This is a genomic window from Lentilitoribacter sp. Alg239-R112, from assembly GCF_900537175.1.
Classification (GTDB): Bacteria; Pseudomonadota; Alphaproteobacteria; order Rhizobiales; family Rhizobiaceae; genus Lentilitoribacter.
This window is the reverse complement of record NZ_LS999834.1, coordinates 631,423-652,599: the sequence shown is the minus strand read 5'-3', so window position 1 is coordinate 652,599 and position 21,177 is coordinate 631,423. Positions and strand designations below refer to the sequence as shown.

General features: G+C 44.2%; 21 protein-coding genes. 8 read left to right on the top strand and 13 right to left on the bottom strand.

What is annotated here, in order from left to right:
• Positions 1–83: 83 nt before the first annotated feature.
• Entirely contained in the window at positions 84–2,204 is a 2,121-nt protein-coding gene (pnp, locus tag G3W54_RS16415) for a polyribonucleotide nucleotidyltransferase (RefSeq protein WP_162654343.1), read from the top strand.
• A 131-nt stretch (positions 2,205–2,335) separates the two neighbouring features.
• On the top strand, positions 2,336–2,986 hold the full coding sequence (locus tag G3W54_RS16410) for a hypothetical protein (RefSeq protein ID WP_162654342.1): 651 nt from the start codon (positions 2,336–2,338) through the stop codon (positions 2,984–2,986).
• A gap of 13 nt (positions 2,987–2,999) precedes the next feature.
• Here the strand turns inward: G3W54_RS16410 and G3W54_RS16405 are convergent, their stop codons facing one another.
• On the bottom strand, positions 3,000–3,239 hold the full coding sequence (locus G3W54_RS16405; protein WP_162654341.1) for a DUF465 domain-containing protein: 240 nt from the start codon (positions 3,237–3,239) through the stop codon (positions 3,000–3,002).
• A gap of 59 nt (positions 3,240–3,298) precedes the next feature.
• Complete coding sequence (gene ppk2 / locus G3W54_RS16400) at positions 3,299–4,273, bottom strand: polyphosphate kinase 2 (protein ID WP_162654340.1); 975 nt, start codon at positions 4,271–4,273, stop codon at positions 3,299–3,301.
• Positions 4,274–4,454: 181 nt separating this feature from the next.
• Here ppk2 and G3W54_RS16395 point away from each other — a divergent pair, with 181 nt between their 5' ends.
• Entirely contained in the window at positions 4,455–5,351 is an 897-nt protein-coding gene (locus tag G3W54_RS16395) for an alpha/beta fold hydrolase (protein ID WP_162654339.1), read from the top strand.
• Positions 5,352–5,392: 41 nt separating this feature from the next.
• On the opposite strand, the gene fabI is transcribed toward G3W54_RS16395, so the two are convergent.
• The 3 genes from fabI to fabA form a co-directional block, all read right to left on the bottom strand.
• Positions 5,393–6,196: an enoyl-ACP reductase FabI gene (gene fabI, locus G3W54_RS16390; RefSeq protein WP_162654338.1), complete on the bottom strand. Its 804-nt coding sequence runs from the start codon at positions 6,194–6,196 to the stop codon at positions 5,393–5,395.
• 18 nt (positions 6,197–6,214) lie between these two features.
• A complete protein-coding gene (gene fabB, locus G3W54_RS16385) occupies positions 6,215–7,438 on the bottom strand; it encodes a beta-ketoacyl-ACP synthase I (RefSeq protein WP_162654337.1) in 1,224 nt (407 codons plus the stop codon).
• Positions 7,439–7,509: 71 nt separating this feature from the next.
• Positions 7,510–8,025 (bottom strand): 3-hydroxyacyl-[acyl-carrier-protein] dehydratase FabA, encoded by a 516-nt coding sequence (gene fabA, locus G3W54_RS16380; protein ID WP_162654336.1) that lies wholly within the window; start codon positions 8,023–8,025, stop codon positions 7,510–7,512.
• 217 nt (positions 8,026–8,242) lie between these two features.
• On the opposite strand from fabA, the gene irrA reads away from it, so the two are divergent.
• Positions 8,243–8,692, top strand: coding sequence for an iron response transcriptional regulator IrrA (gene irrA / locus G3W54_RS16375; RefSeq protein ID WP_162654469.1), 450 nt, complete (start codon positions 8,243–8,245; stop codon positions 8,690–8,692).
• A 24-nt stretch (positions 8,693–8,716) separates the two neighbouring features.
• Here irrA and G3W54_RS16370 read toward each other — a convergent pair whose 3' ends face one another.
• On the bottom strand, positions 8,717–9,262 hold the full coding sequence (locus tag G3W54_RS16370) for an SH3 domain-containing protein (protein WP_162654335.1): 546 nt from the start codon (positions 9,260–9,262) through the stop codon (positions 8,717–8,719).
• A gap of 100 nt (positions 9,263–9,362) precedes the next feature.
• Between G3W54_RS16370 and G3W54_RS16365 the strand changes: the two genes are divergently transcribed.
• Positions 9,363–10,370 carry a D-glycerate dehydrogenase gene (locus G3W54_RS16365; protein WP_162654334.1) on the top strand — a complete coding sequence of 336 codons (1,008 nt, stop codon included), beginning with the start codon at positions 9,363–9,365 and terminating at the stop codon, positions 10,368–10,370.
• 98 nt (positions 10,371–10,468) lie between these two features.
• Entirely contained in the window at positions 10,469–11,116 is a 648-nt protein-coding gene (locus tag G3W54_RS16360; RefSeq protein ID WP_197742880.1) for a hypothetical protein, read from the top strand.
• Positions 11,117–11,177: 61 nt separating this feature from the next.
• Here the strand turns inward: G3W54_RS16360 and G3W54_RS16355 are convergent, their stop codons facing one another.
• From G3W54_RS16355 to mutM, 7 genes are all read right to left on the bottom strand, one after another.
• Positions 11,178–11,507, bottom strand: coding sequence for a hypothetical protein (locus G3W54_RS16355; RefSeq protein WP_162654332.1), 330 nt, complete (start codon positions 11,505–11,507; stop codon positions 11,178–11,180).
• Between the two features lie 124 nt (positions 11,508–11,631).
• Positions 11,632–12,369 (bottom strand): molybdopterin-synthase adenylyltransferase MoeB, encoded by a 738-nt coding sequence (locus tag G3W54_RS16350; protein WP_162654331.1) that lies wholly within the window; start codon positions 12,367–12,369, stop codon positions 11,632–11,634.
• A gap of 4 nt (positions 12,370–12,373) precedes the next feature.
• Positions 12,374–13,498, bottom strand: coding sequence for a DNA replication/repair protein RecF (gene recF, locus G3W54_RS16345; protein WP_162654330.1), 1,125 nt, complete (start codon positions 13,496–13,498; stop codon positions 12,374–12,376).
• A gap of 83 nt (positions 13,499–13,581) precedes the next feature.
• Positions 13,582–14,700: a DNA polymerase III subunit beta gene (gene dnaN, locus G3W54_RS16340; protein WP_162654329.1), complete on the bottom strand. Its 1,119-nt coding sequence runs from the start codon at positions 14,698–14,700 to the stop codon at positions 13,582–13,584.
• 202 nt (positions 14,701–14,902) lie between these two features.
• A complete protein-coding gene (gene dnaA / locus G3W54_RS16335) occupies positions 14,903–16,366 on the bottom strand; it encodes a chromosomal replication initiator protein DnaA (protein ID WP_244627972.1) in 1,464 nt (487 codons plus the stop codon).
• Between the two features lie 754 nt (positions 16,367–17,120).
• Positions 17,121–17,387: a 30S ribosomal protein S20 gene (rpsT, locus tag G3W54_RS16330; protein WP_162654328.1), complete on the bottom strand. Its 267-nt coding sequence runs from the start codon at positions 17,385–17,387 to the stop codon at positions 17,121–17,123.
• A gap of 156 nt (positions 17,388–17,543) precedes the next feature.
• Entirely contained in the window at positions 17,544–18,434 is an 891-nt protein-coding gene (mutM, locus tag G3W54_RS16325; RefSeq protein WP_162654327.1) for a bifunctional DNA-formamidopyrimidine glycosylase/DNA-(apurinic or apyrimidinic site) lyase, read from the bottom strand.
• 198 nt (positions 18,435–18,632) lie between these two features.
• Between mutM and ubiE the strand changes: the two genes are divergently transcribed.
• Complete coding sequence (ubiE, locus tag G3W54_RS16320; RefSeq protein WP_162654326.1) at positions 18,633–19,409, top strand: bifunctional demethylmenaquinone methyltransferase/2-methoxy-6-polyprenyl-1,4-benzoquinol methylase UbiE; 777 nt, start codon at positions 18,633–18,635, stop codon at positions 19,407–19,409.
• Positions 19,410–20,993 carry a 2-polyprenylphenol 6-hydroxylase gene (gene ubiB, locus G3W54_RS16315; RefSeq protein ID WP_162654325.1) on the top strand — a complete coding sequence of 528 codons (1,584 nt, stop codon included), beginning with the start codon at positions 19,410–19,412 and terminating at the stop codon, positions 20,991–20,993.
• Positions 20,994–21,177: the final 184 nt, after the last annotated feature.

The following is a 21,177-nucleotide window of genomic DNA, read 5'->3' as shown; positions in this document are numbered from 1 at the left end:
GCACCAAACTTAAAGATTTTGATCACACGAAAATCATAATGCCCACGGGGCAGATCAAAATTATGTACGAAGGATAGATATAAATGTTCGATTCCCACAAAGTGGAAATAGAGTGGGGCGGTCGCCCTCTCATCTTAGAAACAGGTAAAGTTGCACGTCAGGCTGATGGTGCAGTTATGGCTACTTACGGCGAAACAGTTGTTCTTGCGACAGTCGTGTCTGCAAAGAGCGCGAAGCCAGGTCAGGATTTTTTCCCGCTGACTGTAAACTATCAGGAAAAAACATTTGCTGCTGGTAAAATTCCAGGTGGTTTTTTCAAGCGCGAAGGTCGTCCGAGTGAAAACGAAACGCTGACATGTCGTTTGATCGACCGTCCGATCCGTCCGCTTTTCCCAGATGGCTACAAGAATGAAACACAAATCATTCTAACAGTTGTTCAACACGACATGGAAAATAACCCAGACGTATTGGCAATGGTTGCAGCTTCTGCAGCTCTTACAATTTCTGGCGTCCCTTTCATGGGCCCAATTGGTGGCGCGCGCGTTGGTTATATCAACGGCGAATACGTTCTAAACCCGCACATTGACGAGATGGAAGAAACTGATCTTGATCTTATGGTTGCAGGTACTCAAGATGCTGTATTAATGGTTGAATCAGAAGCTAAAGAACTAGCTGAAGATGTCATGCTTGGCGCTGTGATGTTCGGTCAAAAAGGCTTCCAGCCTGTAATTGATGCAATCATCAAACTAGCTGAAGCTGCAGCAAAAGAGCCTCGTGAATTTATTCCTGAAGATCATTCTGAACTTGAAGCAAAAATCATCAAGATTGCTGATGAGGGTCTTCGTGCTGCTTATAAAATCTCTGATAAAGCTGCACGTTATGATGCAATTGATGCGGTCAAAGCAACTGTCAAAGAAGAACTTGCACCTGCAGAGGGTGAAGAGCCAGAATACACACCAGAACAAATTGGTGCTGTGTTTAAATCGGCTCAAGCTACTGTTGTTCGTGGTGACATTCTTGAAACGAAAACGCGGATTGATGGTCGTGACCTTTCAACAGTTCGTGCGATTAATTCAGAAGTTGGTGTCTTGCCACGTACTCACGGCTCTTCCGTGTTCACGCGTGGTGAAACGCAAGCCCTTGTCGTTGCAACGCTGGGTACTGCAGAAGATGAGCAGTTTGTTGATGGCCTAACAGGTACAACAAAATCTAAATTCATGTTGCATTATAACTTCCCTCCATATTCTGTTGGTGAAGCTGGTCGTATTGGCTCCCCTGGTCGTCGTGAAATTGGTCATGGTAAATTGGCCTGGCGTGCGATTAACCCAATGATGCCATCTGCTGAACAGTTCCCTTACACAATTCGTGTTGTGTCTGAAATCACTGAATCAAATGGCTCGTCTTCAATGGCTACCGTTTGTGGTACATCATTGGCGCTTATGGATGCTGGTGTTCCATTGCAAAAACCTGTTGCTGGTATCGCAATGGGCTTGATTAAAGAAGGCGCCGACTTTGCTGTTCTCTCAGACATCTTGGGTGATGAAGATCACCTGGGTGATATGGACTTTAAAGTTGCTGGTACAGAAGCTGGTATCACATCGCTTCAAATGGATATCAAAATTGATGGCATCACAGAAGAGATCATGCAGATTGCGCTTGGTCAGGCGAAAGATGGTCGTTTACACATCCTTGGCGAAATGGCCAATGCATTGACTGAGAGCCGTGAGCAGCTTGGTGAATTTGCACCGCGCATTGAAATGATGAACATTGCAGTTGATAAAATTCGCGATGTTATCGGCGCCGGCGGCAAAATCATTCGTGAGATTTGCGAAAAAACGGGTGCGAAAATCAACATCGAAGATGATGGTACAATTCGCATTGCATCCTCATCAGGTAAAGAGATTGAAGCTGCAAAAAAATGGATCCACTCAATCGTTGATGAGCCAGAAGTTGGCGTAATCTACGAAGGTACTGTTGTTAAAGTTGCTGACTTTGGTGCGTTCGTAAACTTCTTTGGGCCACGTGATGGTTTGGTACACATCTCTCAGCTTGCTGCAGAGCGTGTTGCTAAAACATCTGACGTTGTTAAAGAAGGTCAAAAAGTTTTCGTTAAGTTGATGGGCTTTGATGAGCGTAAAAAAGTTCGCTTATCTATGAAAGTTGTTAATCAGGAAACTGGCGAAGAAATCAAACCTGAAGAATAGAAATATTCTGACTTAATTTTTAAAACCCCGTCTAACTGGCGGGGTTTTTTAATTCTCTAACCTCTTTTAAACTTGAGTATAAATGACTAGTTTAATTTGGCATTGGATCAGATAACAACAAAGAGCTTACTATGAACGATCATTTGAAATTGAAAGATGTCCTAAACCGCCGGGTAACAAGCAAGGTTTTGGCTGATCCCGTAAAGCCATTGCCTCCGTACGGTTTAGAGCGATCAGAGGTTGATGAGTGGCTTTCTTCTGCGGGGCAGGCACCATTTCACCATCAGGCGGAACGTTCTCACAAGGCTAGTTTATCGTCACCTGTCCCGTGGCGAATGTACAAGTTTGATGCTCTTAATTGTCGTGAGTTGCTTACTTACTTGAATGAGAATACCGATGCCGGGAAAATCTGCAATATGCTCGCTGCCAGCGAAGCGATGGTTCTTGCCACATGGACGCCTGATGCAGCAAACGATGATTTAAGCGAGAATATCCTATTTGAAGGCACAGAGCGCAATATGGAGCATGTGGCGGCGGCATCCGCTGCTGTTCAAAACCTTTTGTTACTCGCAACGGAAGCAGGCTGGCGCACCTATTGGTCGACAGGTGGTGTTCTTAGAACGTCTCAAATCTTTAACCGATATAATATTTCTAATTCGGAGATATTGCTCGGTGCGATTTTTATTTACCCTCAAGATGTCGGCGATGCAGAAATCCGCAAGGGTAAATTGTGCGATGCTCGTGGTAATGTTAGCGATTGGTCGCGCTGGGTTACCAACTAAAATATACGTCCTTTCAGGATGCCGAGAGCATGGTGGAAATCATATCTTTGAGTGTCATGCGTTCCTTACGCAATTGGGTTTCTCGTAATTCAGAAGCTGGCTCTATACCTGTTTCAAGACGATGTATTTCCCGATTAATCTCATGATATTGATCAGCCAGTTTCGCGAAATGGGCGTTCCCAATTTTTAGTTCATGAATTTTATCCGTTTGGGTAGGGAATTCTTCTGCGAGTTCATGTGGTACGTGAGACATATAAGCTCCTTTGATAGAGTCGATTGTTAAATTTATGATCTTTGAGCGGATGCGCTACGCTATCTCTCTCGTTTCCGTTCCGGATGCATAGTTTTGCCGAGAATATGTTCACTTCTGCCTATAACGTCCCCGCTCGATCCCACAATTAATGGGTCGGGATGGCTGATTATTCTTGTATCTTTGCCGGGATATGGCAGCGAGGCTAGAAAGTGCCGCATACAGTTGAGGCGCGCACGTTTTTTGTCATTGGATTTAACAATTGTCCACGGTGCATCTGCGGTGTCCGTATAAAAGAACATAGCCTCTTTAGCTTCTGTGTAATCATCCCATTTGTTCAAAGACATACGGTCGATAGGGGATAGTTTCCATTGTTTCAATGGTTCGAGTTCGCGCGATTTAAAGCGTTTTATCTGTTCGTCTTGGGTCACTGAAAACCAGTATTTGAAAAGTAATATTCCAGACCTGACCATCATACGTTCAAGTTCAGGTGCTTGGCGCATAAATTCAAGATACTCATTCGGAGTACAAAAGTTCATAACCCGTTCAACGCCACCACGATTATACCAAGACCGATCGAACAACACCATTTCACCACCTGCGGGCAAGTGATTAATGTAACGCTGAAAGTACCATTGGGATTTCTCGCGTTCAGAAGGTTTGTCGAGCGCAATAACACGTGCACCGCGAGGATTGAGGTGCTCCATAAAGCGTTTAATCGTTCCGCCTTTTCCAGCAGCATCTCTGCCCTCAAAAAGTAGAACAACCTTCTGTCCCGTCGCCTTAATCCAATCTTGAGCTTTCAATAATTCAAGTTGAAGTTCTGCTTTTTGCTTCTCATAGGTGGCAGCTTTCATTTTCCGTGTATAGGGATATTCGCCATTTTCAAACATCCGACGGATTTCGGCTTGAGTTCGCGGACGCTGCAGTTTTTTTGATTTTAGATCCTGAGAGGAAATAATTCCCTCCTTTTTAGGTTGCACCTCGACATCAACATGACCTGTTGCTCCAAAACTTTCATCTACCTGTTTGTCCATGATTACTCTCCTCTCAAATACTCTTCAATTAGTCTACGATGGGGGGCTGCATATGCCTTGATCCAGATCAATTTTTCGAATTCGACGCGGTTGACGCAAGGACCGGTAATAGTAAGCTAACCAATGAGCGTGGAGAGTTACGTCTCAATACTGAGTGGTATAGCGAAGAGGAATATTCAAAATGAACAAAATCAGTAACATCATTTTGTTGTTGGTTTTAAGCTGGTTCGCAATTTCTAGCGTCAGAGCTGATGATAATTTAGTCTCATCAAGAGAGATATCATTCAAAATAGGAGCTCAAAGTTTGGTTGGTACATTAGTCCTGCCGACTAATATTAAAAAACCACCAATTGTTCTCATTCTGAGTGGCATGAGCGGCCTTCGCAATGGTCCACCTATTCGCGGCATGAATAGCGCTGTGTTTGAAGTACTTTCACATACTTGGGCAATGAGGGGTATTGCAAGCTTGCGAGTTAGCACGCGAGGTCGTGGCGGTTCGGAAGGTGATTTTCGAAATATGACGCTTGAAAGGCGAACAGAAGAAGCGCTTGAAGCAGTGGATTGGATTGTTGCTCAAGACACTTTTGATGCTTCGTCAATAAGCGTATTGGGTCATAGTCAGGGCGCCTTGATTGCCGCTTCTGTTGCTAAAAGAAATGATATATGCCCATTGAAATCCGTTATACTGTGGGCACCCCAAATCGATGCACTTCGTACCTATCGACGCGCTATGGGCGATACGATCTTTCAGCAAGGTTTGAGCGCAAAACCAAGGGAAGTTGTCAAATGGCGAAGTGCAAGCGGTAAAGTAAGAGCTTTTCGATCTGACTTTTATAAAACACTCTCAAATTTTCATGCTGGCGAGGATCTAAAAAATTTTCCTGGCCGCGTTTTGATCGTTACAGGTCAGAGGGATCGTACATCTCCAACGGGCAGTGCAAAGGTGTTCAACAGCTTTGTCAGAAACCTCACATTTATGGAGTTTGATGTTGGCCATAGAATGGGAGCATCACTAGGTCTGCAAGAATTTAACGAAGTATCAGAAGCAACTCTGAATTGGCTCGATACAAATCACTAAGTATAAAAAGGGTCGCTTTCGCGACCTCAAATTATAATTTGTTATTTCGAATCCAGCTCGTTTAATGTATCAAGCGTTGGCATTGATGTGACGTGATAGCCGGAATCGACCATATGTACTTCACCTGTGACACCATAGGACATATCTGACAGCAGATAGAGCGCCGATTGCCCCACATGATTGATGTCAATTGAACGTCGAAGCGGTGCGTTTTTTTGCTGCCAAGTGTACATTGCACGAGCATCGCCAATTCCGGCGCCGGCGAGTGTGCGAACAGGACCGGCAGAGATTGCATTTACACGAATGCCACGCGGACCATAATCTGATGCAAGGTAGCGAACGCTCGCCTCAAGGGCAGCTTTTGCGACACCCATAACGTTATAGTTCGGCATAACGCGGGTTGAACCGGCATAGGTCAGGGTGATCATCGATCCGCCATCATTCATCATGTCTGCCGCACGTTTTGCAACTTCAGTAAATGAGAAGCAAGAAATGACCATTGTTTTGGAAAAATTCTCGCGACTTGTATCTGCGTAAAGCCCCTTAAGTTCATTGCGGTCGGAAAATCCAATTGCGTGAACAATGAAATCAATGCTGCCCCATTTATCTTTGAGTGTGTCAAAAACAGCATCAACAGTTTCTAAATCTTCGACATCACACGGAAGAAGAATGTCAGAGTCGACGGATTCAGCAAGTGGTTTAACACGTTTTCCAAACGCTTCGCCTTGGTAGGTAAAAGCAAGTTCAGCACCTGCGTCACGCAGTGCTTTTGCTATTCCCCAAGCGATCGAATGATCGTTTGCAACGCCCATAATAAGGCCGCGTTTACCTTTCATATCAATCATATCGTTCCCCTGAGCGAATTAACCGTTATAGCGCTGGAATGCTAACGTTGCGTTTGTACCACCAAAGCCAAATGAATTGGAAATAGCGGTATCAAATTTAGCATCATCAATACGTTTACGAACGATTGGCATGCCCTCAAACTCTGGATCAAGCTCTTCGATATGCGCGCTTTCGCCAATGAAGCCTGCATTCATCATGAGCAATGAATAAATAGCTTCTTGTACGCCTGTTGCACCCAGTGAGTGACCAGTCAAAGATTTTGTTGACTGAATATGTGGGACATTATCGCCAAATACTTCTTTGATAGCACCGATTTCCTTGATGTCACCAACGCCTGTTGATGTGCCATGCGTGTTGATATAATCGACCGGATTATCAACGGTCGATAGCGCCATCTTCATAGAACGTACGGCACCTTCTCCAGATGGGGCAACCATGTCGAAACCATCAGACGTTGCGCCATAACCAACGATCTCACCATAGATTTTAGCGCCACGAGCTTTAGCATGCTCCAATTCTTCAAGAACCACCATGCCTGCACCGCCGGCAATAACAAACCCATCACGATTAGCATCATAAGCGCGCGATGCTTTTGAAGCATTGTCATTATGTTTCGATGACATCGCACCCATAGCGTCAAACAGATTGGACATTGTCCAATGTAGGTCTTCGTGTCCACCTGCAAATACAACGTCCTGCTTGCCCCATTGAATAAGTTCGGCTGCATTGCCAATACAGTGCGCGGATGTCGAACAGGCTGATGAAATGGAATAGTTTACACCGTGGATCTTAAACCACGTGGCAAGTGTGGCTGATGTCGTTGAACTCATGGCTTTTGGAACTGCAAATGGTCCAATGCGTTTTGGGCTGCCTTTTTCGACGGTTGTAAGTGCTGACTGGTAAACCGTATCGGTATCTGCACCACCGGAACCTGCAACAATTCCTGTACGCACATTTGTAATGTCGGATTGTTCGAGGCCGGAATCGTCGATAGCTTCTTGCATTGCAAGATGGCTCCAAGCGCCAGCACGAGATAAAAATCTCATGGCGCGACGGTCAACTAGCGGTGCCGGATCAGCCAGATTAGGTTCACCCCAAGCGCGGCTGCGGAAGCCTTTTTCAGAAAAGCTCTCGGAGAATGTAATGCCGGATTTTGCATCGCGGAGCGATTCGCGAACTTCGTCTTTACCTGTACCAATGGAGGATATAATCCCCATACCTGTTACAACAACTCGTCTCATCTATATCCCTTCCTTCGGGTGGCTCTAGAATTAATATCGAGCCAGATTAATTCATAATTCCAGGTCAGTGCTTATTTGTTGTCCTGAAAGAGGCCAACGCGTAAATCTTTTGCAAGGAAAGCAACTTCACCATCTGCCTTTACCCAACCATCAGCAATACCAAGTACAAGGCGGCCACGCATAACGCGTTTAAAGTCGATTCCATATTCGACGACTTTTGTTTCCGGTGTGACCATGCCTTTAAATTTAACTTCGCCAGTTGATATCGCGCGACCTTTGCCAGGCTCGCCTAGCCAGCCTAAATAAAAACCCGTCAATTGCCATAGCGCATCAAGTCCCAAGCAGCCTGGCATCACCGGATCACCTTCAAAGTGACAAGGAAAAAACCAAAGGTCCGGATTGATATCAAACTCAGCGCGGATGACACCTTTGCCATGCTCACCACCAGTTTCAGAAATTTCTGTGATGCGATTGACCATCAACATTGGTGGCAAAGGTAATTGTGCATTTCCCTCGCCAAACATTTTGCCGTGGCTACAGGTTAGAATTTCTTCATACGTAAAACTCGATTGCCGATCTTCAGTCAAAAACTTATCTCCCCTTATGCCACGTCTGTTGGCATCTTTTCGTCAATTCACCTAATTTACTTCAATATGAATCTATATAAACCTCAAATAGCGGATCATGAGAAAGGAAACTAGTACTCTTTCAAGGAATTTGGTGTTTATTGGAGACTATTGCAAGCTAATCCCATAAAAGTTATATGATATGAAGATGTGACTTTGAACTTGGACAGTAAGAATGATGCTTGAAGATGCAAAATTAGATATTTCTGAAGTAGATTGTGAGCAAAATCGTGCTTCAGCAGATCGATTGCGTGCAGTTGGTTTAAGACCAACCCGCCAGCGTGTTGCACTTGCCCAACTTGTTTTTGAACGTGGTGATCGTCACTTGACCGCCGAAGCCTTGCAAGATGATGCGCTAAAAAGCGGTGTGTCTTGTTCGTTAGCAACGATTTATAACACGCTGCATCAGTTTACGGATGCTGGTATGCTGCGTGTTTTATCTCTTGATTCCAATAAAACATATTTTGATACAAATGTTTCTGATCATCATCATTTTATTGTTGAAGGTTCGGAAGAGGTTTTTGATATTGAAACGGACGAGTTGAGTGTAACTGGTTTACCAGACATTCCTGAGGGAATGGAAATTGCCAATGTAGATGTAATTGTCCGGCTTCGCCCGAAAAAATAAGCCGATAAAAACTTATCAAAACTATTATTTAAACGCTTCGCCAGGATAAGCGCCCCAAAGTTCGCTTTGCGAAACCCATCCTTGTATATTTTCAACACGTATTTCGCACCAATCTCCGGTACATTGTTCGATTTTTGTAACAACACCAGGCTCAAGCTTTGCAGATATAGTACTGTTTTGGGTGGCTTTCTTGTATACGTTGATATGTGATGCTTCTACCTTGGTTCTCATCCAAGGCGCAGCGACAGCACTTCTTTCACCGCTCAATAGTGAGTGAAAAACCCATCCCTCAGTTCCGTCGAGATCTCGTACACGTCGCCAATTATCATATTCTTGCACAATTTCCATCGGGATACCCGCTCTTGTGTAAAGCCAAGATACCCTGTAATTTTGACCTGGGCCAACGCGCATATTCACGCGCTTTGCTTTTAAGCTAACAAAACGCGGTATTGGTAAGCCGCTTGCACCTTTAGTTGTGCTTTGCGCTGTGCTATCAAAAGGCAATAATAATGTTACCAACCCGAGGGTTAAAGAAAAAACGAAGCTGAATAAACGAGTTTTTGTTGTCATTATGTGCAGGTCTGTTACAGATTAGATGTTGCAGGAGACGTAATACATCATAGTCTACTATTTTTGTTAAAGATTTGTTTACAAAAGGACGAGATCTGAAGTGACTGATAAGCCTAAGCCGAAGGTTTACATAACCCGAAAACTCCCACAAGCGGTGGAAGACCGGATGCAGGAGCTTTTTAATGTGGAGTTTAACGTAACTGATCAGCCGCGAAGTCGGCCAGAATTAATCGCAGCAATGAAAAATAATGATGTCTTGGTGCCAACGGTGTCCGACATAATTGATGCCGAACTAATCGAACAAGCAGGACCTTCCCTAAAGCTTATTACTAACTTTGGTAACGGGTTTGATAATATCGATGTCAAGGCCGCCACAGATCATGGAATTACAGTTACCAACACAGCAAATGTTTTAAATGACGACACTGCGGATATGACAATGGCACTCATTCTTGCAGTGCCACGTCGTCTGGTTGAAGGTGCGCAGGTTCTGACATCTGATGAGCCGTGGCAGGGTTGGTCACCGACATGGATGTTGGGTAGCCGTATTCATGGCAAAAAACTGGGTATTTTGGGGATGGGGCGCATTGGCAGCGCCGTTGCCAAGCGTGCCAAAGCATTTGGCTTGGATATCCACTATCATAACCGGGAGCAAGTTGATCAAAAGACACATGACGAGCTTGAAGCAACTTATTGGGAAGATCTCGATAAAATGCTGACAGAGGTCGACATATTGTCCATCAATTGTCCCTCGACAACAGCCACTCACCATTTGATATCGGCCGCCCGAATTGCTTTGATGAAGCCTGGTAGCTTTATTGTCAATACGGCGCGTGGTGAAATCATTGATGAAGAAGCTATGGTTAGAGCGCTGCAAGATGAGAAACTTGGTGGCGCTGGTTTGGATGTTTTTGAACATGAACCATCTGTGAATGATAAGTTGGTGCAGCTCGCAAAGTCCGGCAAAGTAACCATTCTACCACATTTAGGGTCCGCAACAATTGAAAGTCGCATTGACATGGGCAATGCGGTAATCGTCAATATTCGTACTTATTTTGATGGCCACAGACCTCCAAATGTCGTTATTCCGATCATGGTTGGTCAATAGAGCAGAGAAGCACTTCTTTATTCACACTTTGTACACATTGTCTTCAATATTCATCATTATCTACTGTTTCATATCTAGACTATATGGAGGTGCATTTTATGATTAATAAGACAGTTTTAATTGCAGGGCTAGCAGGGTTGTTAGCAACATCTGCAGTGCAAGCTGAAAAACTCAACGTAGATGTTTGGGCTGATAATTGGTTCGCATTCTATTCAGGTGAGAAAGAAATTAAGGAAGATTCTGTTTCCATCAATACCGAGCGTTCCTTTAATAAGGAAAGCTTTACATTTAACGCCGAGCGACCATTTGTTTTAAATTTTGTTGTTAAGGATTTTAAGGAAAATGATTCTGGCCTTGAATATATAGGCTCGCGCAAACAGCAGATGGGTGATGGTGGTTTTATAGCGCAGTTCAAAGATAGCTCAGGTAAAACCGTTGCCGTGACAAATTCATCATGGCGGTGCATGGTGACGCACAATGCGCCGTCAAATAAGTCTTGCGAGAAAGATAAAAATCCGGTCGCTGGCAAAGGGAACTGCGGTTTTACAAAAACTGCTGAACCTTCTGGTTGGAAGTCACCATCTTTTGATGACAGTTCGTGGCCTAAAGCAAGTGAGTACTCGGAACGCTCTGTTGGACCTAAAGATGGTTATGATCAAGTCAGATGGGATAGTGGTGCTAAGTTGATTTGGGGCCCAGATCTGGAAACAAATAATACGCTTCTATGTCGTACCGTCATTAAGTAATGAAAATTAGCTGGCTGCAATGATTTTGCGGCCAGCATATCTCTATTGGGTTCTATGCCGATCAATCGCCTGCAACGCGACCTTCAGGCCGATATTTATCCATTACATCATCAAGCCTATTATTCGTTATGCTGGTATTTGCTTTTTGCAAACATGGCAAAAGAATATCCTTGTTAGCATGTTCGCGTGCTCTGGATGCTTTTGTACCCTTAGAAGCGGGATTCACGTTGTGAAAACATGTAACAAATTGGTTCGTTGAAATGCCCAGATCAGCGGCTATTGAGCCAACCGGACGATTAGGGTCATTGCGTTTTATCGATGCAGCTTGCGTTGAAGTCGTCGCTATCGTGCCGATAGTTAAGACCGAAAGAAGTATTAAAATTTTTGACATCTACCTATCCTTTTATCTATTCATGCTTGGATGGTGCGGGACAATGTCTGTTATCTCAAGTTACAACATCTTCATGTAGAATTACAAATCAGCAATGTTGAATTGGGGTGCTTATTTCTCAACTCTATTCCATACGTCGATATTCAATTTCATCAAATCGAGTGCGAAGAGCGTCATATAAAAGCAATCTACCCACAAGTGGTTCACCAATTCCTGTGACCAGTTTGATTACTTCCATCGCTTGTAATGTTCCAATAACGCCAGTTAAAGCTCCAATGATTCCCGCTTCTGCGCAAGATGGTAATAGTCCCTCTGGAGGTTCCTCGGGGTAAAGGTCGCGGATGCGCGGGTTTGTATTGATGTAGGGTTTAAAAACAGTGAGGGAGCCATCGAACCGTCCTACGGCTGCCATCACCATCGGTATTTTAAGTTGCTCTGCGTGATCTGCCAATATGTAGCGTGTGCTAAAACTGTCAGAACCATCAACAATAATGTCATAAGAACTAAGTAGATCGTCAGCGTTTTCATCACTTAATCGTATGTTATGTGCTGTTATCTCAATCTCTGGGTTGATACGTTCAAGCGATGTCTTTGCGCTTTCCGTCTTAGGTATACCTATTTTAGCTGTGTCATGAATGATCTGACGTTGTAGATTGGAGAGTGAAACAACATCATCGTCGATGATCCCAATTTGGCCGATACCAGCTGCGGCCAGGTATGCGGCCACAGGTGAGCCTAATCCACCTGCTCCCAGAATGACAACTTTAGCGGACTTCAATTTTTGCTGACCAATCCCACCGATTTCGGGCAAGATAATATGGCGTGCATATCTTTCGATTTCCGAACTATCCAACTGGCTCATTTAATTATTCACTTTGCAGTTTACCATCTGACACCTGGAAATATTGTGCTCGATTTCCCAGCGCATCAAACATTGATCTATCGGTTCCGGTCATAAAAGACTGGCAATTAAGACTATCGATTAAATCAAACAGTGCCGCGCGTCGTTTCTCATCCAAGTGTGCAGCAATTTCATCAAGAAGCAAAATAGGTGCATAACCGGTAAGGTTTTTTACAAGGCGACTATGGGCTAAAATTAATCCGATGAGCAGAGCCTTTTGCTCGCCTGTGGAGCAGTTTCCCGCTGGCATTTCTTTTTCTTGATGCTGTACAATAAGATCCATCTTGTGGGGCCCAGTCAGTGAACGGCCAGCTGCAGCATCCCGGTGACGGGCTTGTTTCAGATGATCGATATAATTCTGTTCGACATCTGCAGCGGGTTGATCATTGCCGCCAAATTCAAATCCATCGAGCGCTAAGACAGATTTTGGAAAGATACTATCGGCCAGATTAGTTTCTATGAGCGAAGACAAAAGATTGATAAATTCGTAGCGTGCATGTGATATAGCGATGCCAAGTTCAGCCATCTGCTCTTCAATTCCATCCAACCAGACAGGGTCAAAGTTTCCATCAGACAGCAATTTATTGCGACTGCGCATTGTGCGCTCATAATTAGATGAGCGCTTACCATGGGCAGGGTTGATGGCGAGCACCAGGCGGTCAAGGAACCTGCGCCGATCACCCGCGCCTCCTGTAAACAATCCATCCATGGCAGGCGTCAGCCATAATATTCGAGTATGATCCAGTAATTCATCATTTGTTTTGGCATTTTGGCCATCAATCCGAATTCGGCGTGAGCCTGGTTCATCAGGTGTTAGCCCTGTTCCAATGCTAACTTCACCTGCAATACCGCAGAGTTTAGCAAAAACGGAGAATGACCCCTGTCCCTTGATATTAGGAATTTCAGTATAGGAACTGCGCCGAATGCCGCGACCTGGTGTCAGGAGAGAGATCGCTTCAATCAGATTGGTTTTACCTGATCCATTTTCACCTGTGAGTACGACATGACGACTATCCAGATTCTGACGCAACGACTGATAATTGCGGTAATGTTCAAGACGTAATTGCTCAATATAGATCTTATCGCTCATAAGGCGTCCATGTGTTGGCAGTCAAAGCAATCGCCCGAACAGTCGCTTTATGCGTTTTTGGAGAGCAACTGGTAATGTTCAATCTAGACACGCATTGGCATAAGAACGTACAACGCATCATCTCCGGCAGTATCTTGTACAAGCGTTGGTGAACCTGGATCAGCGAGCATAAATATCGCTTCATCACCAGAAAGTTGATTTGTGATATCAAGCAAATACTTAGCATTAAATCCAATATCAATTGGGTCGTCATCATATGCGACTGCAACTTCCTCAGTCGCGGTGCCTGAATCAGGATTATTGACGGTGAGCGTTAACTGTCCCTCAGACAGAGATAGTTTTACAGCCCGACCACGTTCATTGGAAATTGTCGAAACACGATCAACTGCTTGCGAGAAGCTTTGTGTATCTATCGAAAGTTTTTTGTCATTCCCAGATGGAATAACGCGCTGATAATCCGGGAACGTACCATCGATCAATTTCGACGTCATGACAATACTACCAATAGTCATACGAATTTTTGCTTCTGATATTTCTAAAGTAATGGATAAATCAGGATCATCGACGAGTTTTGTCAATTCGCCAACTGTTTTACGCGGGATGATAATACCGGGCATACCCTCTGAACCACTAGGTGCATCAATGTCAGCACGAGCGAGGCGGTGCCCATCTGTTGCAACGGCGCGAAGTTTTAATCCGCCATCGGTCTCAATTGTATGCATGAAAATGCCATTGAGATAATAACGTGTTTCCTCTGTCGAGATTGCAAACTGTGTGCGGCTGATCAGCATCTTAAGATCAGTCGATGCAATTCTGAATGTATTGCTAAATGCGCCAGCTGGAAGATCAGGAAAATCTGCTTCAGATAGGCATTGTAACGAGAAGTTTGACCTGCCTGATGCAACAGTCATTGTTTTGCCATCTGCATCTGTTGACAGAAGTACTTCAGAGCCGTCCGGCAACTTGCGCACAATATCATAAAGCAAATGAGCGGGCACTGTTGTCGCGCCAGCTTGTTCGACCATTGCAGCGGTTGCCTCTGTTATCTCAAGATCAAGATCTGTTGCCTTCATTTCAAGGCTTGCATCTTGTGCTCGTAAAAGGACGTTGGACAAAATGGGAATTGTATTTCTGCGTTCAACAACACGATGTACATGGTTGAGGGATTTTAAGAGGTTCGAACGCTCAAGAGTAACACGCATAATCAATGACCATTTTTAAATTTGTTGGAAATCTTGCTGATCCTATTCACAATTTTTGTTTGGGCAAATAGAAACAACAGCCCAAATGCAGATAGCAATTGGGATTATAATGTGCCGATTCGTGACACAAAAAGCAAGGAAAACAAGGTTTACGACCCTGCTTTCCCCGACTTTAAGTTTCAATTTGGGAAATGGATGACTTCTATTCGTTGATCAAGCGTTTGAGTAATTCAACTTCATGAGAAAGTTTAGTATCTTCGTTCATCAAGCCTTCAATCTTACGAACCGCATGAAGTACGGTCGTGTGGTCACGGCCACCAAAACGACGACCAATCTCAGGAAAAGAACGTGGTGTCATAGTCTTAGCTAAATACATGGCGATTTGACGAGGCTTTACAATAACGCGTGTGCGTCTGTTTGAAACAAGCTCCTGACGCGACACATTGAAGTGACGCGACACGACGCGTTGAATATCTTCAATACGAATGCGCTTTGGTTCACCCGAGTTGACTAAGTGACCCAAGAGCGCATCAACGCGGTCAATATCAAGATCAGGTTCAAAACTGCGACGGAAGAGAAGCTGGTTAAACGCACCCTCCAATTCACGTCCACTTGATGTAATTGTCATTGCTACATGGTTTAGGATTGCATCCGAAATTTCGAGACTAGGGTCACTTTGTTTGGCGATCTCAAGGCGGTTTTTAAGAATTCTAAGGCGCATCTCATAATCGGGTGCTTCTATTTCAATAGCAACACCACCTTGAAGACGAGAGCGGACACGTGGATCAAGTGATTCCAATTCCCATGGCGCGCGATCGGCAGCAACAACAACTTGTTTTGCTGAATCAAGAAGCATGTTTAGAAGGTGGCAAAACTCATTTTGTATAGACTTGCCTTGTAAGAATTGCATGTCGTCAATGACGAGAAGGTCTATATCTCGTAAAGATTCTTTAAATGACAGGGCATCTTTGTCGCGAATAGCAGATGCAAAACGCCACATGAAATATTCAGCAGTCAAATACACAACACGCAATGACGGATTATTCTGGCTTGCAGCGCCAGCAATAGATTGTAGAAGATGTGTTTTGCCTAAGCCCACGTTGGAATGGATGAACAGCGGATTAAAGCGGATGGCACCCATACCAGATTCAGAGATCGTTTTTGCGGCGGCTAAGGCAACACGATTAGATGAGCCTTCAATATAATTTGTGAAATCAAAACGTCCGTCCAATGGAGACCCGATGACCTTTTGATTACTAAAGTCAGTACTTGGATGGTTCGCAGCTTGATTGGGGTTGAGAACCCGAGCGGCCTTATCAATGTCTTCAACTCGTGTTGCAGGGCCTTTGAGTTGTTTTTGGCTGGTATCTGCAACAATCGCGCTCTCCACAGGAGCGCGTGTTGCAGAACGGACAACGATCTCTACTTTCATAATGGCTTCTTCTTCTTCCTGAAAAAGCTCTGTGATAATGTCGAGATACTTATTATTGATCCAGGATTTTAAAAAAGTCGTTGGGACTGAAAGGCGGATGACATTTTTTGATGTGCAATGCAATTTTAGACGACCAAACCAGCTTGTGTATACTTCTTGGCCGACTTTTGCTTTCAATCGCTTTTGAACTCGTGTGAACGATTTCTCAGCATCTGCGATTGTTGTGTTGGGCATTTGGATCATATCCGGTTTGGTTTCTTCAGGATTTAGTATAAGACCTTCGCTAAGATGTAGATCATTATCCATTTTATTCCACGCGCTATCGTCGCCCCTAGTAACCATATCCAAAGTCATCCCCTCTGCCCATTTAAGGCGCTAAAATGATCTCTAAAACAAATATCTACACCTCACCGCCGTGTAATGGCAGGCGTCATTCGACGCGGCTATAAACACCGTTTCTAGGCTGCAAGCAGCTTAGATCAAAATACTCACAAAAACAAAATAAACGTATTAGAAAAATACGTTCCTACTAACCCCCAGAGTAGCAAATGAGAGAAGGTTTAATCCGCCGCACCTGTTATCTACCCTTGAACTTCTATCTCCTATTTACGCAGGATGAAGCGGCAAGATCAAGGGACTATTTTTACGAAATTTTAACCTCTGACACTTGACAGCGCTTTCTCTAAACAGTGTGTATTGGTTAAAATTTTTTAGTCTATTGGATTCATTGAAGTTTCAATCCGGCAACCTTGAAAATGGATGCAGAAGGTATGATGAACATTTTTTTAATTTAATTTTATTTAGTTATCTGAGTCATAATGCGTAATGCATTGCAACATGTAAATAATGACCTAACCACCTGAATATTAGGGGTAATATCTTGCAATGTAAGAAGTTGCTAACGTATTGAATTCACGCTATTTGTGCCAAAACAGAAAAAGCCCGGCAAACTGCCGAGCATTTTTAGTCTCAAAAAGTACTTAGTTGGCTAAGCAGAAACTGCTTTAACGCGACTAGACAATCTTGAAATTTTACGAGACACAGTGTTCGCGTGCATAACACCCTTAGATGCAGCGCGCATCATTTCAGGTTGAGCAGCTTTAAGTGCCTCAGAAGCAGCTTTTTGATCGCCACTAGCAATCGCTTCTTCAACTTTTCTGATGTAATTGCGTACGCGTGTTCTGCGTGATTTATTCACGTCTGTGCGTGCAGCCATCTTGCGAGTTGCTTTTTTTGCCGAAGTAGTATTAGCCATAAATTTTCTCACTCATAAACGACCCAACGCAATAGTATATTGTGCCGTAGCACATTCAATCCCTGCGATGGTCGGAATTAGTTTAATGGATAAGCCCATCAATCTTGAGCTGGCATATAGCGTCAAACTTGGAAAAGGTCAATCTTCTAGTTACAATTATTTCTGACATTTTGGACAATAGAAGCTTGAACGTCCACTTTGTGTGATGCGGATGATATCGCCGCCGCAGTCTTCGTGTTTGCAAGGTTTGTTCTCTTGACCGTAAACAGCAAAACTATGTTGGAAGTAACCCAAGCTGCCATCTGCCTGAATGTGGTCTTGAAGCGACGAGCCGCCAGCCTTTATGGCATCAGTTATCACATCGCGTATGTTTTCTGCCAGAAAGCCTAATTTGGACTTAGGTTGGCCGTTTTTCTTAACAAGGCTGCCAATTTGTGTAAGTGGCGACAGTCTGGACCGCCATAATGCTTCGCAGACATAAATATTACCAAGCCCTGCGATGATTTTTTGATCAAGTAATGCTGACTTCAATGGTGTTTTTCGATTTTGGAATTTTGTCGCCAAATATTCCGCACCCACTCCGTTGCCGGTAGGTTCTGGCCCCATACTTTTTAAGAATTTATGGTCATGAAGGTCATTCCGTTTAATGAGGACCATAAACCCAAAGCGCCGAGGGTCATTATATGCAATGCGAGATTTGATGCCATTCTTCTCTATATAAATGATGACATGGTCATGTTTCTTGTTTTTGCTTTTCTCATGATTAAAATCGCCAGGGTATAAGTCCTCCGCCTCGCTCATTATGCGAAAGGAGCCTGACATGCCCAAATGTGAAATCAGGACATAATCATTATCGAGATGAAACAGAAGATACTTGGCTCGCCTTCCAATTTCTCTAATAATCGCACCTTCAAGCGTTTCTTTGAAATGCGGGTCAAAGGGAAAGCGCAAATCCGCTCTGTTTTGGTCAACCTTATATATTTGTGCGCCTTCCATTGAGGGGGTAAGTCCCCGCCTGACGGTTTCAACTTCGGGCAATTCAGGCATTTACCAGACTCCAGCTTTTTCTTGGTAATTGGCGCGCTTATATCATATAAGGCAAACAGATGGCTTGAGAAATGCATAACTGAGAATCTGCCAAGAGGCAAAATATCCGCCTGTCTTAAAATGTCACATGGGTTCTTTTAAGTTTATGCGTTATCGTTGAGATAGTGAGATGAAAAATTGACTTCTGAAGGAGTACACATGTCAACAGAGCGCACATCCACAGATGGTGGAATGCAGACATCCTATGGTTTTCAGTCGGTCGATGAGGGTGAAAAACAAACACTGGTCAATGATGTGTTTCACAAAGTTGCTAAACGCTATGACATTATGAATGACGTGATGTCGGCAGGCATGCATCGTATTTGGAAAGATGCGATGATCGCATCACTAAATCCCAAGAAAACGTCTGATTATCGTTTTCTCGATGTTGCGGGTGGAACCGGCGATATCGCATTCCGAATTGCTGAGGCCTCCGATAAAAATGCGAACGGTGTCGTGTTGGATATTAACGCCTCGATGTTAGCTGTTGGCCAGGAGCGGGCACAAAGTCGGGGGCTTGCGTCGCAGCTCGAATTTGTGGAGGCAAACGCGGAGACTTTGCCGTTTGAAGATAGTAGCTTTGATGCCTACACGATTGCATTTGGCATACGTAATGTTCCTGATATCGATAAAGCTCTTCGTGAAGCCTTTCGGGTTTTAAAGCGGGGCGGGCGCATTATAGTATTAGAATTTTCTGAAGTTGACATGCCGATTTTGGATAAAGTCTACGATGCATGGTCGTTTAATGCTATTCCTAAAATGGGCGCTTTGGTGACCGGCGAGAGCGAGCCTTATCAATACCTGGTTGAATCAATCCGAAAATTTCCTAACCAAGATGATTTTGCGAAGATGATTTCAGATGCTGGCTTCTCGCGCGTGACATATAAAAATTACACAGGCGGAATTGCGGCCCTTCATTCGGGTTGGAAAATCTAAATGGCGTCAATCGGTACGTATTTACGGCTTGCCCGTGATGGTTGGGTTTTGGTTCGCGAAGGTGTCGTATCCGAACTAATTAGTAAGGATATGGGCCGGCAGGCTATGTTCATCAGTCGGCTTGCCGGCTTGTTTGCGCGGTCGCGAAAAAAAAATAATGCCAGCGATGAGCGAAGCGATCGGTTGGCGCGCGGTATAGCAAAACTTGGTCCGTCTTATGTAAAGCTCGGGCAGTTTTTGGCAACGAGAGCTGATGTAGTCGGCACAGATATAGCCGCCGATCTCGGGTTGCTACAAGATCAGATGGCGCCGTTTGCAAAAGATCTTGCCGTCAAGAAGATTGAGGAATCGCTCGGGCGATCAATTGATAAGCTGTATGATGTTGTAGAAGAGCCAATTGCAGCAGCTTCGGTTGCGCAGGTTCATCCGGCGATAGTTACCGACAATGGGGAAAAGAAAAAACTTGCCGTCAAGGTCATACGTCCTGGGGTGCGAATGCGGTTTCGGCATGATTTAGAAGTCTTTTATCTTGTCTCGCATTTGCAGGAGAAATTTATTCCTGCAGCAAGACGCTTGCGTCCTGTTGAGGTCACGCAAACGCTTGAGCAGACAACGAAGATTGAGATGGATCTTCGTTTAGAAGCTGCAGCGCTTTCTGAAATTGCTGAAAATACGAAAGACGATCCTGATTTTCGTGTGCCAATAGTTGATTGGGAGCGAACGGGCCGTGATGTGCTGACCATGGAGTGGATTGATGGCACAAAGATGAGTGATATTGATGGCTTAAAAGCTGCGGGTCACGATCTAAATCATATTGCGGAAGTTCTTATTCAGTCTTTTTTGCGTCATACCCTGCGAGATGGGTTTTTCCATGCTGACATGCATCAAGGTAATTTATTCGTTGATAAGGACGGATGTCTCGTTGCGGTGGATATGGGTATCGTTGGTCGTTTGGGTTTTAAAGAGCGTCGTTTTCTGGCCGAAATTATATTTGGCTTTATTACGCGTGATTATATGCGGGTGGCGCAGGTGCACTTTGATGCGGGCTACGTACCAGCCAAACATAATGTTGCTAGTTTCGCCCAGGCCATTCGTGCCATTGGCGAGCCTATACACGGGCAATCTGCAGAAACCATTTCAATGGCAAAGCTGCTGACGCTTCTATTTGAAGTTACTGAGTTGTTCGATATGGAGGCACGATCTGAATTGGTTATGCTTCAAAAGACAATGGTCGTTGTAGAAGGTGTTGCGCGAACGCTTAATCCAAACTTCAATATGTGGAAAGCATCTGAAAGTGTTGTAAGCGAATGGATAAGATCTAATCTTGGCCCCGCAAGGTTTGCAGCTGATGCAAAAGATGGGCTTATTGCGCTGCATCGTTTGGGGAAAATGGCACCCGAGATTGCGATGCAGGCTGAGAAGATGTCGTCTGAAATTTCATATATGACTGAGCATGGTTTGCGCTTTGATGAACAGACAGCGAAAAATATTGGCAAAGCAGAAGCTCATTATGCACGTGGAGGCCGTTGGGCGCTGTGGGTCATTGCAATTAGTTTAGCAATGATGGCTTATTCTTCAATTTGATTGCAATGATGGCGTAAAATTCTTATAATTGATTGCATTGCAATCATATGGGAAGCGTTATGGCTAGTTTAACAATTCGGAATCTTGATCCTGAGATAAAGCAAAAACTGCGCGAGCAGGCTGCTGCAAATGGTAGATCAATGGAAGAGGAGATGCGTCTTTTGCTGGCGGGATTAGATGAGTC